The 14,726-nt window shown below is 70.6% G+C and carries 11 protein-coding genes; 1 reads left to right on the forward strand and 10 read right to left on the reverse strand.

The genetic code is table 11. The features are described from left to right. Positions 1–2: 2 nt before the first annotated feature. The 8 genes from CR157_RS01075 to CR157_RS01110 form a co-directional block, all read right to left on the reverse strand. Complete coding sequence (locus CR157_RS01075) at positions 3–1,016, reverse strand: ABC transporter ATP-binding protein (protein ID WP_110281697.1); 1,014 nt, start codon at positions 1,014–1,016, stop codon at positions 3–5. Beyond that, positions 1,016–1,999, reverse strand: a complete 984-nt coding sequence (locus CR157_RS01080) for an ABC transporter ATP-binding protein (protein WP_110281698.1) — start codon at positions 1,997–1,999, stop codon at positions 1,016–1,018. Before CR157_RS01080 ends, CR157_RS01075 begins: the two co-directional genes overlap by 1 nt. After that, a complete protein-coding gene (locus CR157_RS01085; RefSeq protein WP_110281699.1) occupies positions 1,999–3,339 on the reverse strand; it encodes an ABC transporter permease in 1,341 nt (446 codons plus the stop codon). The genes CR157_RS01080 and CR157_RS01085 overlap by 1 nt, the downstream gene beginning before the upstream one ends. Continuing rightward, positions 3,336–4,448 carry an ABC transporter permease gene (locus CR157_RS01090; RefSeq protein WP_110281700.1) on the reverse strand — a complete coding sequence of 371 codons (1,113 nt, stop codon included), beginning with the start codon at positions 4,446–4,448 and terminating at the stop codon, positions 3,336–3,338. Before CR157_RS01090 ends, CR157_RS01085 begins: the two co-directional genes overlap by 4 nt. Next, positions 4,445–6,967 (reverse strand): ABC transporter substrate-binding protein, encoded by a 2,523-nt coding sequence (locus CR157_RS01095; protein ID WP_110281701.1) that lies wholly within the window; start codon positions 6,965–6,967, stop codon positions 4,445–4,447. The genes CR157_RS01090 and CR157_RS01095 overlap by 4 nt, the downstream gene beginning before the upstream one ends. Before the next feature lie 95 nt (positions 6,968–7,062). Continuing rightward, the gene (locus tag CR157_RS01100) at positions 7,063–8,097 is read right to left on the reverse strand and encodes a M28 family peptidase (RefSeq protein ID WP_219999864.1); all 1,035 of its coding nucleotides are present in this window, start codon (positions 8,095–8,097) and stop codon (positions 7,063–7,065) included. A gap of 22 nt (positions 8,098–8,119) precedes the next feature. After that, on the reverse strand, positions 8,120–10,444 hold the full coding sequence (locus CR157_RS01105) for a TRAP transporter permease (RefSeq protein ID WP_219999865.1): 2,325 nt from the start codon (positions 10,442–10,444) through the stop codon (positions 8,120–8,122). A 74-nt stretch (positions 10,445–10,518) separates the two neighbouring features. Next, positions 10,519–11,466: a TAXI family TRAP transporter solute-binding subunit gene (locus CR157_RS01110; protein WP_181421930.1), complete on the reverse strand. Its 948-nt coding sequence runs from the start codon at positions 11,464–11,466 to the stop codon at positions 10,519–10,521. A 286-nt stretch (positions 11,467–11,752) separates the two neighbouring features. Between CR157_RS01110 and CR157_RS01115 the strand changes: the two genes are divergently transcribed. After that, complete coding sequence (locus CR157_RS01115; RefSeq protein ID WP_110281703.1) at positions 11,753–12,619, forward strand: SDR family oxidoreductase; 867 nt, start codon at positions 11,753–11,755, stop codon at positions 12,617–12,619. Positions 12,620–12,638: 19 nt separating this feature from the next. On the opposite strand, the gene CR157_RS01120 is transcribed toward CR157_RS01115, so the two are convergent. Beyond that, complete coding sequence (locus tag CR157_RS01120) at positions 12,639–14,174, reverse strand: PH domain-containing protein (RefSeq protein ID WP_110281704.1); 1,536 nt, start codon at positions 14,172–14,174, stop codon at positions 12,639–12,641. Continuing rightward, positions 14,171–14,710, reverse strand: a complete 540-nt coding sequence (locus CR157_RS01125) for a PH domain-containing protein (RefSeq protein ID WP_110281705.1) — start codon at positions 14,708–14,710, stop codon at positions 14,171–14,173. The genes CR157_RS01120 and CR157_RS01125 overlap by 4 nt, the downstream gene beginning before the upstream one ends. Positions 14,711–14,726: the final 16 nt, after the last annotated feature.

The raw sequence follows: 14,726 nt of genomic DNA on the forward strand, positions 1-14,726 counted from the left end.
GGTCACCGGTGCAGCCAGCAGGCCGAGAGGTGGTGGCGCCGGGGCTCGAAATCGGGGGGATCGTCGCGGTCGCAGAGGCCGGCCATGGCGTGGGGGCAGCGCGGATGGAAGCGGCAGCCTGCAGGCGGATGAATGAGGCTCGGCGGCTCGCCGCCGGGCACCTCGCGCAGGCGGGAGGCGTTGGCCGCGTCCGGGTCGGCGATCGCCGCGAGCAGCGCCTGGGTGTAGGGGTGCCGGGGGTGGTCGAGCAGCTCGTCGACCGGGGCGCTCTCCACCACCCGGCCGGCATACATCACGAAGATGCGCTCGGCGAAGTGGCGCACGGTGGAGAGGTCGTGGGTGATGAAGGCGAGGGTCAGCTCGCGCCTGGCCTGGATGCCGCGCAGCAGGTCGAGGATCTCGATGCGCACCGAGGCGTCGAGCATCGACACCGGCTCGTCGGCGATGAGCAGCGCCGGCGCCAGTATCAGCGCCCGGGCGATCACCACCCGCTGCTGCTGGCCGCCGCTGAGCATGTGCGGGAACTTGCCCAGGGACTCCTCGACCGGCGACAGCCGCACCTCCTCCAGCACCGCGCGGATACGCCGCTCGCGCTCGGCGCGGTCCCTGACCCCATGGATGATCAGCGGCTCGGCGAGGATCCGCCGCACGTCCATGAAGGGTGGCAGCGCGCCGTAGGGGTCCTGCTGGACATAGCCCACCCGGGCCCGGTACGCCTTGAGCGCGTGGCCGTCGAGCTCACCCAGCGAGCGCCCGTCGAAGCGCACCTCGCCCCGGGTGGGGCGATGCAGCCCGAGCAGGGTGCGGGCCAGCGAGCTCTTGCCGCAGCCGCTCTCGCCGACGAAGGCCACCGCCTCGCCGCGGGCCAGTTCGAAGCTCACGCCGTCCACCGCGTGCACGGCGCCCACCCGCAGGAAGCCCCACTGACGCAGTGCGAACCAGGTGTGCAGGTCCCGCACCGCGAGCAAGGGCGCGTCAGCGGACTCCCGGTGGAAGACGGCCTGGGATGCTGCCATCACGCCCCTCCCCGTCGCGTGGATTCGTCATGCAGCCAGCAGCGCACCCGGTGTCGCTCGCCCAGGCGGATCGCCTCGGGGTCATCGGCGCAGCGGGCGAAGCGATGCGGGCAGCGCTCGGCGAAGCGGCAGCCGCTCGGCGGGTCGAACAGGCTCGGCGGCTGGCCGGGGATCGACTCGGGACGCTGCCGCTGACGCAGCCGCGGCACGCTGGCCATCAGCATCCGCGAGTAGGGGTGGGCCGGCTCGGCGAAGAAGGCGGCGGCGTCGGCCACCTCGACGAACTGGCCGGCGTACATCAGCGCCACCCGATCGGCGAGCTCGCTGGAGGTCGCCACATCATGGGTGATCAGGATAAAGCTGGTACCGAGTTCACGTTTGATGGTTTTCAAGGCATTCATGATGCTCGCCTGGGTCAGCACGTCCAGCGCCGAGGTGGGCTCGTCGAGGATCACCAGCTCCGGCTCGGCGACCAGCGCCATGGCCAGCACCGCCCGCTGGCGCATGCCGCCGGAGAGCTCGAAGGGGTAGCGGGCCAGGAAGTCCGTGGAGACCCCGACCAGGGCGAAGACCTCCGCCGCCCGCTCCAGCGCCCGCCGCCGCGACCAGCCACGCAGCACCCGTAGCGGCTCGGCGACCTGCTCGCCCACCCGCACCACCGGGTTCAGGGCATTCATCGAGGCCTGCATCACCAGGGCCAGCCGCGACCACTGCACCTCGCGCCGGAAGCGCTCGTCGGAGAGCGCCGTCACCTCGGTCTCGCCCAGGCTGACCCGCCCGGCTGTGCGGTGGACATTGCGCGGCAGTACCCGCATCAGGGCCTTGGCCAGCGAACTCTTGCCGCAGCCGGACTCGCCCAGCACCACCAGGGCCTCGTGGCGTCGCACCTCGAAGCCGACGCCGTCCACGGCGCGCACCACGCCGCGCCGGGTCTGGTAGTGCAGGTGCAGGTCTTCCACCTCGAGCAGCGGACGTATGCTCATCACAGGCTCCTCAGTCGCGGGTTGAAGACCCGGTCCAGGGCGAAGCCGAGCATGGCGAAGCCCAGCCCGGTGAGCATCAGCAGCACCGCCGGTGCCACCACCCAGTAGTAGTAGCCGTTGTAGAGCGCGCTCCGGGACTGGGCGTCGTTGAGCACCTTGCCCCAGGTGGGCAGCACCGGGTCGCCCAGCCCCAGCACCGCCAGCGAGGCCTCCAGGAACACGAAGGTGGGGATCAGGGTGACGAAGGTGGGGATCAGCACCGGCAGGATGCGTGGAATCATGTAGCGCATGACGATGCGCAGGTTGCCTGCGCCGTAGGCCTGGGCCGCCTCGATGTAGGGCGCCTCGCGGATCGGCAGCAGCATCGCCCGGTACATCTTGATGCCGGCGCTGAAGATGCCCAGCAGCACCACCACCCCGAGCATCAGCCAGATGCTGGTGGAGTAGAGGGTACCGACCATCACCAGGATCGGCAGCAGCGGCAGGATCATGTTCACCTCGGTGAGTCGCTGGATGGTGGCGTCGACCCAGCCGCGGTACCAGACCCCCACCGCGGCGATGACCAGGGTGATGAGGGTGGTGCCCACCGCCGCCAGCAGGCCGAACGCCAGCGCCACCGGCGTGCCCCACAGCAGGGCCAGGCTGAGGTCGCGCCGCTGGTGGTCGGTGCCGGCGATGCCGTGCACCCGGCCGTAGAGCACCAGCTCGGCGTCGATGCCGGCCTCGTCGTCGAACACCACCGCATCCAGCAGCAGCCGGTAGCGGCCCGGCTGGACCCGTGGCACCGCCTCGCCGTCGGGCGCGGCCAGCAGCCCGATATGCGGCACCCGCCCGCCCAGCCGACGCTCCAGGGCCCGGTCCTGGGAGATCGAGACGCGGTCCTCGCGGCCGATGCGATGCCCGCCCAGCGAGAGCTCCCGGCCGTCGGGGGTCTGCCACAGCAACCGCGCGAAGGGCCGCTGTGCATGCCCCTCGGCACGCAGGAAGAGGTTGATCTCGCTGGGGAAGCCGGCGTAGTCGTAGTCGAAGGCCAGGGGAATGCGCAGGCGGCGACCGCCCTCGAAGGGCGCCGTCTCGATCTCGGCGGCGTCGCTGGCGACGATCAGGGTGCGCGGCTGGTGGCCACCGGTCAGGCGATCGACCCATACCGGGCCGGCGTTGACCGGGTGCAGCCGCCAGGGCTCGCCGCCCCGCCACTTGTCCAGCGCCTCGGAGTAGGGAATGGCGATCACGGTGTAGAGCGACAGCCCCACCAGCATCGCGATGATCGCCATGCCCACCAGCGCCGAGGGGTAGCGGCGCAGCTCCCCCCAGCCGTCGCGCCACCGCCCGCCCGTCATCGCCGCTCTCCCACGAGGCGCACGCGCGGGTCCAGCAGCGCATAGAGGATATCGAGCAGGAACACCGTCACCGCCAGCAGGTAGGCGAAGATCACCACGGCGCCGATGATCACCGGGGTATCCCGGTGGCCGATGGCCTGGAACAGCAGCGACCCCAGTCCCGGCCAGTTGAACACCTGCTCGAGGATGATGGCACCGCTCCACAGGCCGATCAGCATCAGCAGGAAGCTGGTGATGATCGGCGACAGGGTCGGGCGCAGGATGTAGCGACGCTCGATCAGGTGCGACGGCAGCCCCTTGGCGCGCGCCATCTCCACGTAGTCCTCGCTGGAGTGGATCAGGAAGAAGGTGCGCCAGGAGTAGATCGAGACGAAGATCGACGACAGGAACATCGCCGTGAGCGGCAGCAGCATATGCCGCACCAGGCTCGCCGCATAGGCCCAGGGGCTCTCCGGGGGCGGCGCGGTGACCATGCCGCCGGCGGGCAGCAGCGGCACCAGGAAGGCGAACACCAGGATCAGGAAGATGCCGTAGAACCACCCCGGAGCCGCCGAGGTCGGCGCCAGGGCGATCACGCTGCGGTCCAGCGCACTGCCGTAGCGGCGCGACAGCGACAGCGCGATGAACACCGAGGTGAAGAACACCAGCAGGTTGGCGCTGCCGAACAGCAGCAGGGTCGCCGGCAGCCGCTCGACGATGATGTCGTAGACCGCCCGCGACCCGAGGTCGCTGTGCATCTGCTCGGCCCGCCCCAGGTCCAGGCGCATGGCGCGCTGCAGGTAGTCGACGCTGCGCACCACGAACGGCTGGTCGAGGCGCAGCCGTTCCACCTCCAGCGACACCCGGCGTTCGATCAGCGCGTTGCGCTCCTCGGGGGGCATGTCCTGGAGGGCCGGGTCGGCGCGCACCGCCTCGGCGGCCTGGCTGCGGATCTGCACCAGTCGCAGCTCGTCCACCTGGCCGCCCATGTTGGCGATGAGGATGGTCAGGTAGACGCCCACCAGCACGGTCAACAGCAGCGCCAGCAGCCGCTTAACGGCGTAGGCCAGCAGGTGGCGCAGGTCGCGCCACAGGCCGCGGCGCCGCGCCGCGAGGGGAGCCTTGCTCATGGCGTGCCCTCCCTGCCGCCGGGCGATACCGTGGCGAAGACGTGGGAGGCGAAGGCCGGCAGTGCCACCCGGCGGCTGGTCACCGCCAGCTCCAGGCTGTTGGCCCCGGCCCCCAGGGCCGCGATTGCCTCCGGCGACAGCTCGACTCCCCACAGGCCATCATCGAGCGCCTCGGCCTCGCCCCGCCGGGCCAGCTCGCCGCGGCCATCGAAGAGCAGGAACTGCACCTTGTCGATGCCCTCGGCGGCATAGGGCTCGCCTTCGAAGGTCACGGCGAGACGGAAGTCGGCGTCCTCCCCGATCGCCACGACCAGGGGCCCGTCGAGGTCGAGTTCGGGGATCTCCGGGCGGGAAAAGTGCAACCACTTGTCGGACGGGTCGGGGAAGTCCGCGAAGCGACGCAGCACCAGGCTGCCCTCCACCGGATGGACCGAATGCAACTGGAAGGGGCCGTTGCCGACCCAGAAGTGGCCACGTGCGGCATGCCAGTCGGTCAGGGCCCGGTAGCGCGCGGCGATCTCCTCCTCGTCGAGCAGTTCGCCGAGCGCCGCCGGATAGAGCCGGGTACCGCGCTCGCGCGCCCGGCGCAGCTGGCGTTCCAGGACCGACAGGCTGGGCCCCGCCACCAGGCTCATCCAGTCCACCCCCAGCCGGTCGGCCTTGTTCGACGAGAACGCCAGCTCCCCGCTGTGCTCGGCGAGGATGCCCAGCGTCAGGGTGTGCCAGGGGATCGGCGCCGGTGCCCGCTGCGCGACGATGGTCTCCGCATCGGGATAGATCTGGTCGCTGTAGATGTCGATGACCAGCGGGTCACGGGAGACGAGGTGCCAGCCGCGGAAGTGGCGCTGGAAGGCCTCGAAGGTGGGCAGATGGGCGATATCGAACAGGCGGCTCTGCTCGTCGGCTCGCTCGAAGGTCAGGATCCACGGCAGGAGGAAGTCGGCCAGCGACAGCTGCGAGCCGTCGTGCCAGCGCTGCTCGAACAGCGTCTCCTCGTACGTCACCCGCACCCGGGTGCGCGCGGAGATGCCTTCGGGTTGCCGCTCGCCGGCGGTGACGAAGCGGCCGGCCCCGACGTCCCAGTCGAGCCAGGCCGCCTCGGGCACCGGGATATCCTTCGCGGTCTCCACGCTCAACCAGTCGAGGGTACGACCGACCGGCACCCCCTCCTCCACGGTCACCTCGGCGCTCTCGATGCGCTGGGGCAGGTACAGGCCGGTGAAGGGGTCGGGCATCAGCGCCGGGTCCTGGGTCGCACGCATGATCATCTGGTCGGATATCCAGTTGCTGCCCGCCACCGGGTTCCACGGCTCGACCAGCAGGTTCGGTGTGCCGAACACCATCCGCCCGCCCACCCGGTCGGTGTAGCGCAGGGTGTAGGGCCACAGCGCCGACCCCGACAGTCCGCCGGCCAGGTCCACGGCGACCTCGACGTTGGCGGCCCGCGCCGAGGCGTTGAGCTGATCGACCAGCCAGATTCGTGCCGAATTCTCCATGGCGAGTTCGAGGGCGCGGGCCATCATCGCCCGGCGCTCCTCCCGGCTGCGGTAGTCGCGCCGCACCAGGCGGTCGCTCAGTTCGTCGAATTCCGGCGCCGGCTGGTAGGCCTGCCACAGCGGTTCGGGGCGACCCCGCGGGGTGTAGTAGTAGCTGAAGACGTCGGCCTGATCCCGCAGGATCACCACGATGATCCAGCCACCGGTGTAGATGTGCCAGTGCCCGGCGCGCGGGTCGCTGGCGATCCACAGCCGCGAGGCCTCTTCCGCCGTGCGATAGCGCCGCTCGACGGCGAAGCCGAGGTCCTCCATCAGGTTGGCGATGTAGTCGCCGATCCGGCGCCGCTCGTCCTCGGTGCGGATCAGCACATTCAGGCGCACCGGGGCGTCGCGGTACCACCAGCGGCCATCCGTGAAACGCGCGCCGAGGCCCTCCATCTCGCGATGGATCGCCTCGCGGGCGGCCTCGGGGTCATGGGCATAGCGCAGCTCCAGTTCGCGGGCCACGTCGGCCAGGCGGGCATAGTCGGGAAAGGCGGTGCTGATCGGCAGGTAGCGGGGGACGGCGAGGCCGCCGAAGATCTCCTCGGCGATGTACCGGCGGTCCACCAGGCGATTGAGTGCCTCGCGGATCGCCGGTACATGGAAGGGGTTGAGCTCGCCGCCCGCCAGCTCGGGGCCGGCCGGATTGAGGGTCAGTTCGCTGGAGGTGCCGTAGGAGAGGTCGTGGGTGGCATGCAGGGAGTCACGCAGGCGGTGGAACACCGTGGGGCTGGAGATGCCCTGGGTGAAGACCTGGTGGGAGCCGGCCTCGATCAGCCCGGTGACCCGGCCCACGTCCGCCTCCCGGGTGAACACGACCTGGTCCACCAGGGCGCCGCGGCGCCCCTCCAGGGCCGCCGGGTCGAGTTCACCGCCGGCAAGGGGCGGGCCGTGCGACGGCCCGCTGGTCGCCGGCCACAGGGCGACGGCGACCATCGCCACGAACAGCAGAGCGCTACACGCCAGTACGACACCCTTCATCACCTCGCCGCCTCACCGCTGACGCCTGCCCTGGCCTGCACCATGTCCAATGATGTCACAGTAGGCGAGATGGCCAGGCGGCGAGGCAGGGGCATTCAACGCTTGCCGCCGGCTCGGCGCCGCGCCATGGTCTCAACGGCCCTGGCCAGCGCGGCGGTCAGCCGCGCCATGGCCGCGTAGTCCAACCGATCAGGGGTGTCGTGGGGGCCGTGGTAGTAGGGATTGCGGAAGTTGGCGGTGTCGGTGAGCATGATCGCCGGATAGCCCATTTCCCAGAAGGCCCAGTGATCGGAGCGGCGGATATCGCCGAGCAGCTCCGGCGCGGCCAGCCCCTCCGAAGGTAGCTCGGCATGCTCGCGGAAGGCGCCGATGGCCTTGTGCACCAGCCGCCGCGACGCCAGGTTGCCGACGAAGGCCACGAAGTCGCCCCGGTCGGGATAGAAATGGCCCAGCAGCGGCGGATGGCGCTGACTGCCCGGCTCGTCGATGTAGTAGCCCAGCATCTCCAGCGAGATCATGCCGACGATCTCGTCGCCCCGCGCCCGGGCCTCCCGGGCAAACCTCAGGCTGCCCATGGCGTCACTGCCGAAGAAGGGGGCCTCCTCGCTGGCGAAGGCGACCAGATGCAGCGAGCGGTCGAGCTCGGCCTCGCGCAGCAGCCGGGCCAGCTCGAGCAGCACGGCCACGCCCGAGGCGTTGTCGTCGGCACCGGGGGTACCGCGCACGGTGTCGTAGTGGGCGCCGATCACCAGGATCTCGTCCGTCGTCCCGCTGCCCGGCAGGCGCACCTCGATATTGTCGAATACCCGCCCCCGGGTCGGTACGGCGTGCCGGACCGGCGCGTGGCCGGCCTCCCGGAAGGCCCGCTCGATATGGTCGGCCGCCGCGTGCAGGCCCTCGGGCCGCCAGTAGTGCCGCTCGCCGATCTCGTCGGCCAGCACCCGGACATGTTCCCGAAGGCGCTCACGCAGGGCCAGCCCCTCGGCATCCAGGGGTGGCGGCGCCTCGCGATAGGACTTTCCCGGCATCTGAAACATCATCCAGTAGCCTCCCCCCAGTGCCATCAAGGCCAGCGCCAGCAGCCCCGCCACGAGCCCGACCATCACCGCCATGCCTGCTTGACGCCTCATTGACACCTCCCGACGGCCGCACTCATCGAGCCCTGCCCGCCCGGCGCCGCAACCGCACCCACTGGGACAGGTAGACCAGGGCGTAGAGGCTGACGCCCAGGATGTCGGTGAACCAGTTGGGCTGGATCAGCATGAAGGCGACACCCAGCAGCACCAACCGCTCCGGGATTAGGGTACGGATGCGCACGAACCCCTGCACGCCCGCCGCGAAGGCCAGCATGCCCACCAGGGCGCTGGCGAAGATATGCAGGATGTTGAACCAGCCCTCCACGTCGATCTGCAGCAGTTGGGTATTGAAGATGAACATGAACGGCAGGATGGCGGTACGCATATCGTAGACGAAGCCCTGCACCCCGGTACGGATCGGGTTGCTGCGGGCGATCCCCGCCGCGGCATAGGCGGCCAGCCCCACCGGCGGTGTGTCGTCGGCCAGGATGCCGAAGAAGAACACGAACAGGTGCGCCGCCAGCAGCGGGATGGCGAAGCCGAACTGGTTGCCCAGGTTGTAGATCACCGGGGCCGTGAGGGTGGCCATCACCACGTAGTTGGCGGTGGTCGGCAGCCCCAGCCCCAGGATCAGGCTGGCCACGGCGGTGATCAGCAGCACGATGACGAACTGGGTGGTGGTGTCGAAGTCCCCCACGTCGCCGCCGAGGAACTCCACCACCGGCAGGGTGATCAGGCCGATGCCGCCGGCCATGGCCGCGCTGATGATCTGGATGATCTCGGTGAGGCGCAGCCCCACCCCGGTCTGGCTGACCGAGCCGACGATGATGCCGGCGGTCGCCACCGCCACGGCGATGCCCACCATGTTGCGCGCCCCGGCGATCAGGCCGTGGAACAGCGTGACCACCCCACCCCATAGCGCCGGCAGCAGCGGGCGCCCCTGCAGGAAGGCCTTGACCGGCTCCTGCACCAGCATCAGCACCGCCAGCGCCAGGATCGCCGTCATCACCGCATAACCGGGGGTGCGCCGCTCGATCACCAGGAAGTAGACCAGCACCGCCACCGGAATCAGGAAGTGGATCCCACCGAGGAAGGTCTTGAGCCGCGGCGGCAGCTCGTCCCGCGGGATGCCGTGCAGGCCCAGCTTCAGCGCCTCCAGGTGCATGATGTAGAAGAGCGCGAAGTAGGCCACGAAGGCCGGGATCACCGCCGCCCGGACCACCTCGATATAGGGCACGCCGACGAACTCGGCGATGATGAAGGCCGCCGCCCCCATCACCGGCGGCATCAGCTGGCCGTTGGTCGATACCGCCACCTCGCAGGCCGCGGCCTTGTAGTCGGGATAGCCGGTGCGCTTCATCAGCGGAATGGTGAAGGTGCCAGTGGTCACCACATTGGCCAGCGACGAGCCCGAGACCATGCCGGTCATCCCCGAGGCCACCACCGCGGCCTTGGCCGGGCCACCCCGCATATGGCCGAGGAAGGAGTTGGCGACGTCGATGAAGTACTTGCCGGCGCCGGCCTTGTCGAGCATCGAGCCGAACAGCACGAACAGGAAGACGAAGGCGGTGGATACCCCCACCGGCACGCCGAAGATGCCCTCGGTGGTCACGTACTGCTGGCTGATGGCGCGCTGCAGGCTGGCGCCGCGGTGCGCCAGCAGATCGGGCACCCAGCCGGCCAGCCAGGGGACGGCGCCGCGTGGCCCCACCAGCTGGTAGAGGAAGAAGATCCCCGCGATCACCGCCAGCGCCGGTCCCAGGCTGCGCCGCGTCGCCTCCAGCAGCAGCAGCATGAACAGCAGGCCGATCCAGATCTCGCGAGGGATCGCCAGGCCCTGCCGCATCTGCAGGCCATGGTAGTCGAACACCAGGTAGAGCGCGCCCAGCCCCGCCAGCAGGGCAAACAGCAGGTCGAACCAGGGCACCCGATGGACCTGATCGTGGCGCAGGGTCGCCAGCACCGCCGCGCAGAGCAGGCCCCCGACGCCGATCGCCAGCCAGCCCGGCAGGACCAGTGGGGTGACCTCGGCCACCAGCATCACCGTGGTCGCCCCCACCCCCAGGCTGATGGCGCCGAGCACGATCCGCTGGAACGGGGTGGGGCCCTTGCGGCCGCGAACGGCGGGAAAGACCAGGAAGGCCAGGGTGATGCCGAAGCACACGTGGATCGCTCGTTGGATGACCACGTCGACCGCCAGCACGCTGGCCACCCCCAGCTGGAACAGCGACCAGGCCAGCGCCAGACCGACGATCGCCAACAGCAGGATACCGCTGGGCACCCTGGCGCCGGTCTCGAACTCCTCGACCAGCTGCCGCGCCCGGCGCGCCGCCTCGGCATCGAACGGCTGCTCGTCCCCGGATGACGAGGCATCCTCCTGGCGCGGATCGTGTTCGGCCATGATGGCGCCTCCCTGCAGAAGACGTCAGAAGGGGCCAGGAAGCCGCCTGAGCGGCCCCTGGCCCGGGCCGCGCGTCAGAGCAGTCCGGCCTCCTGATAGGCGCGCTCGGCGCCGGGATGCAGCGGCGCCCCGAGCCCGCTCAGGAAGTCTTCCTCGGTCAGGAAGTTGAGCGCCGGATGGATATTGGTGAAGTCCTCCAGGTTGTCGAGGATCGTGCTGGTGATGTTGTAGACCACCTCTTCGCCGAGATCGGTGGTGGTCACGAACAGTGCCTTCACCCCGAAGAGGGTGACGGCCTCGTCCTGGCCCCGATAGGTGCCGGCCGGCACCTCGGTGAAGGCGAAGTAGGGAAACTCGTCCACCAGGCTCTCGAACTCGGGCTCATCCATGGGCACGAAGACCACGTCCTGGGACGTGCTGATATCCAGCAGCGCCGCCCCGCCGATGCCGATGGTGTAGAAGAAGCAATCGACCCGGCCGTCACGCAGGAAATCCACCCCCTCGGGGGCGGTCAGGCTCTCAGCCTCGAAATCGTCCAGGCCGATGTCCAGCGCCTCCAGGGCCTGCTCCACCGTGAAGCGGATACCGGACCCGGGATTGCCGATGTTGACGCGCTTGCCGACGATATCGCGCACACTGCTCACCCCCGCGTCACGGGCGCAGACCAGATGCAGCGGCTCGGCATGCAGCCCCATCACCGTGCGCAGTTGATCCACGGCCTCGCCCTCGAAACCGGCCTGGCCTTCATAGGCCTGGAACACCACATCGGACTGGGCCAGGGCCAGGTCCAGCTCACCGGCCGCCAGGGCGCGGACATTGAAGGCCGAGCCTCCGGTGGCCTCGACCGTGGCCCGCAGGCCGATATCGGCCTGGTTGATGATCTGGGATGTCGCCCCGCCGACGGGGTAATAGATGCCCACCACGCTGGCGGTACCGATGGTCAGGAACTGGCGTTGGGCGAGCGCGTGATGCGACACGAGCCCAAGGGCCAACGCCAGAAGCCCTACGATGAGTCGTTTCATGACAGCCCCTCCCCATGCGATGGATAGGAAATCAGGCTCCCTGCGGCCCCTGCGGCACCGCCCTCCCTTTCGCCGGCAGGTCCGGAGATTCCTCGGCATCGACGACGGGGCCAGCTCGCCGCCGAGGGATACTGAGAGGTGCGGCCAATTCTCAGTCTATACGCTATCGGCACATTTCACTGGCCGGACGGCATGGCCGCTCGCCGCTTCGAACCTCGCCGAGGTTGCCCGATGCCGCGACAAGCGCCAGAGTGCACCCGAGCGGGATCGAGAAAGGAGCAGGCACATGAAGGACCGAAGGGGCCCAGCGGCGCCGAGCGTGCTCGTCACCGGCTGTTCCAGCGGGATCGGCCATGCGGCCGCCCATGCCCTGGTCCGGCGCGGCTGGCGGGTCTTCGCCACCGCCCGCCAGCGGGGCGACGTGGCACGGCTCGGCGACGAGGGCCTGGAAGCCCTGCCGCTGGACCTGGCCTGCAGCGAGTCGATCGCCGCCTGCGTCGAGGAGGTACTCGGCCGCACCGGCGGGCGCCTCGAGGCGCTGTTCAACAACGGCGCCTACGGCCAGCCGGGTGCCGTGGAGGACCTCTCGCGCGCGGTGCTGCGCGCCCAGCTGGAAACCAACCTGCTCGGCACCCATGAGCTCACCACCCGCGTCATACCGGCGATGCGCGAACAGGGCGGCGGGCGCATCGTGCAGAACAGCTCGGTATTGGGCTTTGCCGCCCTGCCCTACCGCGGCGCCTACGTCTGTTCCAAGTACGCCCTGGAGGGCCTGACCGATACCCTGCGCCAGGAGCTGTACGGCACCGGCATCCACGTCAGCCTGATCGAGCCGGGCCCGATCACCAGCCGCTTCCGCGAGAACGCCTACCGCGCCTTCCTCGACAACATCGATGCCGCCGGCAGCTACCACGCCGCGACCTATCGCGCCGTGGAGGCCCGCCTGGCCGGCGGGGGCCCTCCGACGCCCTTCACCCTCGGCGCCGACGCCGTGGTAGACAAGCTGCTGCATGCCCTGGAGAGCCCGCGCCCCAGGGCGCGCTACCGCGTGACCGTACCGACCCACCTGTTCGCGGTACTGAAGCGGTTACTCTCCACGCGGGGCATGGACCGGGTATTGATGGGGGCGACCCGAGGGGAACGGGAAACCTGAACCCAGCCGGCCACCGCCATCACGCCGTGGCCGCCCCCTCGTCCGGCAACCCCTCGACGCTCGCCAGCAACCGGTTGGCCAGTGCCAGCGCCACCCGCTCCTCGACGAACGGCAGGCTCAACCGACCACTGGCCAGGTAGAGCCGCAGGGTCACCACCCCGCGACGGCGCTGCAGCCAGCTCTGCTGTACCTGCAGCGACACCAGGTGCGCGGCGGGAAAGAGGCTGGTGCGCTGCCCCCAGAGGCCGTGGCGCACCCGCAGCCAGTCGCCGCGACACGACCAGCCCAGCGACCGCCAGCGCAGATGCGCCAAGCCGCCCGCCAGGGCGACCAGGCCCACCAGCACCGGCCCCGGGCTCCAGGCCGGCAGCCCGGCCAGCCCGTCACTTGCCATCCCGACGAGCAGTCCCAGCCCCGCGACCATGGCCAGCAGCAGGCGCAGGAAAAGCACCCGGCGATAGAGCCCGGCCACCCGCTGCAGCGGCGCCGTCAGCGAGGGCGGCGCGACCCGCCCGGGCCACAGCGACGGCACCAGCGTATCGGCCCGGGCCGCGGTCAGGCCGGGCACCAGGAAACGCCGGGCCTCGGCGACCTCGCCGCCTGTCGTCCCCCCGAACTGGTGACAGACCAGGTAGCCCCGCCCCAGGGCCCGGCCGAGCCCGGTCTGCACCCACTCCACCACCTGCAGCCGGCGCAGGGTCAGGGTCTGCGAGCGGCGGTGCAGCAAACCGCTCACCTGGACCTGGCGCTCGCCGTCGTCGCGCAGCACATAGCCATGGAAGCGCCACCAGGCCGCCAGCACCGCGAGCAGCATCAGCACCGCCAGCGCGGCGACGAGCCCCAGGCCCACCGCCAGCGGCGGCGACGCCGGCAGCCAGGCCCAGAGGTCGAGCGTCGGCAGGCGGTCGTGCAACCAGCGCTCCAGCGGCCGCACCAGGGGCGAGAGCAGCGCGGCGATCACCACCAGCGAGCGGCTGGTCAGCCCGTGCAGCACCAGGGCCCCGGGAGTGACGGCGAAACGCACCAGCGGCGCGGGCATCTCGTCCGGGGTCGTCGTCGGGCCGCTGCGCGACGCGGCCCCGCCCAGGCGGGCCTCCAGCGCCTCGGCCAGCTCGCGCCGGATGCCGGGCAGGGCGATGGACGCCGCCTCGCCGGCCAGGGTCTCCACCTCCCACTGCACCAGGCCCAGGGGGCGCATCCAGGCCGGCTGCAGCACGCTGGTCTGCTGCACATGGTGGGCCGCGACCTTGAACTCCCGGTGGACGAACAGCCCCTTCTGGATCACCAGCACGTCGGCGTCGAAGCGGAAGCGGAAACGCCGGTAGTAGAGCAGGCTCAGCAGCAGCGCCCCCACCAGCAGCAGGCCGCCGCCCAGCAGCGCCTCGCGCAGTCCGACACGGTCGCTGACCGCGAGGCCCGCCCCGGCTGCCAGCAGCAGCGGCAGGTGCTCGCGGATCAGCGACACGCCGGTGGTCGCCAGCGTCAACCCGATGGCCCAGGGCGAGAGGCGCTGCCACTCGGCCAGCCCGTCGCCCCCCGGGGCGTCGCGGGTCATGGCGCCTGCTCCTCCGGGGGTACGGCCGGCTCCGCCTCCAGGCGGGCCAGCAGGTGCTGCTTGACCGCCTCGGCGCGCGCGGCGGGCAGGCCCTCGAGGACCAGGTCGGCGCCGCGCCCGCCGGCGGTGAAGCAGGCCAGGCGCACCAGGCCGAAGGCCCGTTCGAGGGGGGTGCTCAGCGTCTCCACGTGCTGCAGGCGCACCAGCGGCAGCACCTGGGTGCGCCGGACCCAGAGCCCTCGCCGGTAGCTGAGGTCATGCTCGCGCAGCCCGTAGGCGCGACGCCGTGCCTCGAACCAGGCGAGCACGGCCATCGCCAGCCCCAGGACGGCGATGCCGACGGCCAGCCTCCCCTGCCAGTCGGCCAGCGGTGGCTCCGACAGGGGGACCAGGCTCGCCAGCACGGCCAGCAGCCACCAGCGCCAGAGCTGCTGCAGGGCCTGGCAGGGGGCCAGCCGTGGCGACACGGGCGTCAGCGGTGCCTCTTCCAGCCGGGGCAGGCGTTCGGGGTCGAGCGGGACATTGGTGTGCGTCATGGTTCCAGAGAGTAGC

The organism is Halomonas sp. LBP4 (assembly GCF_003202205.1).
GTDB classification, from domain to species: Bacteria; Pseudomonadota; Gammaproteobacteria; order Pseudomonadales; family Halomonadaceae; genus Halomonas; species Halomonas flagellata.

Bases quoted from the DNA above. Each gene is read 5' to 3' on its own strand.
- CR157_RS01095 (WP_110281701.1), bottom strand. From the start codon at position 6,967: ATGAAGGGTGTCGTACTGGCGTGTAGCGCTCTGCTGTTCGTGGCGATG.
- CR157_RS01100 (WP_219999864.1), bottom strand. From the start codon at position 8,097: ATGAGGCGTCAAGCAGGCATGGCGGTGATGGTCGGGCTCGTGGCGGGG.
- CR157_RS01120 (WP_110281704.1), bottom strand. From the start codon at position 14,174: ATGACCCGCGACGCCCCGGGGGGCGACGGGCTGGCCGAGTGGCAGCGC.
- CR157_RS01115 (WP_110281703.1), top strand. From the start codon at position 11,753: ATGAAGGACCGAAGGGGCCCAGCGGCGCCGAGCGTGCTCGTCACCGGC.
- CR157_RS01110 (WP_181421930.1), bottom strand. From the start codon at position 11,466: ATGAAACGACTCATCGTAGGGCTTCTGGCGTTGGCCCTTGGGCTCGTG.
- CR157_RS01090 (WP_110281700.1), bottom strand. From the start codon at position 4,448: ATGAGCAAGGCTCCCCTCGCGGCGCGGCGCCGCGGCCTGTGGCGCGAC.
- CR157_RS01085 (WP_110281699.1), bottom strand. From the start codon at position 3,339: ATGACGGGCGGGCGGTGGCGCGACGGCTGGGGGGAGCTGCGCCGCTAC.
- CR157_RS01125 (WP_110281705.1), bottom strand. From the start codon at position 14,710: ATGACGCACACCAATGTCCCGCTCGACCCCGAACGCCTGCCCCGGCTG.
- CR157_RS01105 (WP_219999865.1), bottom strand. From the start codon at position 10,444: ATGGCCGAACACGATCCGCGCCAGGAGGATGCCTCGTCATCCGGGGAC.
- CR157_RS01075 (WP_110281697.1), bottom strand. From the start codon at position 1,016: ATGGCAGCATCCCAGGCCGTCTTCCACCGGGAGTCCGCTGACGCGCCC.
- CR157_RS01080 (WP_110281698.1), bottom strand. From the start codon at position 1,999: ATGAGCATACGTCCGCTGCTCGAGGTGGAAGACCTGCACCTGCACTAC.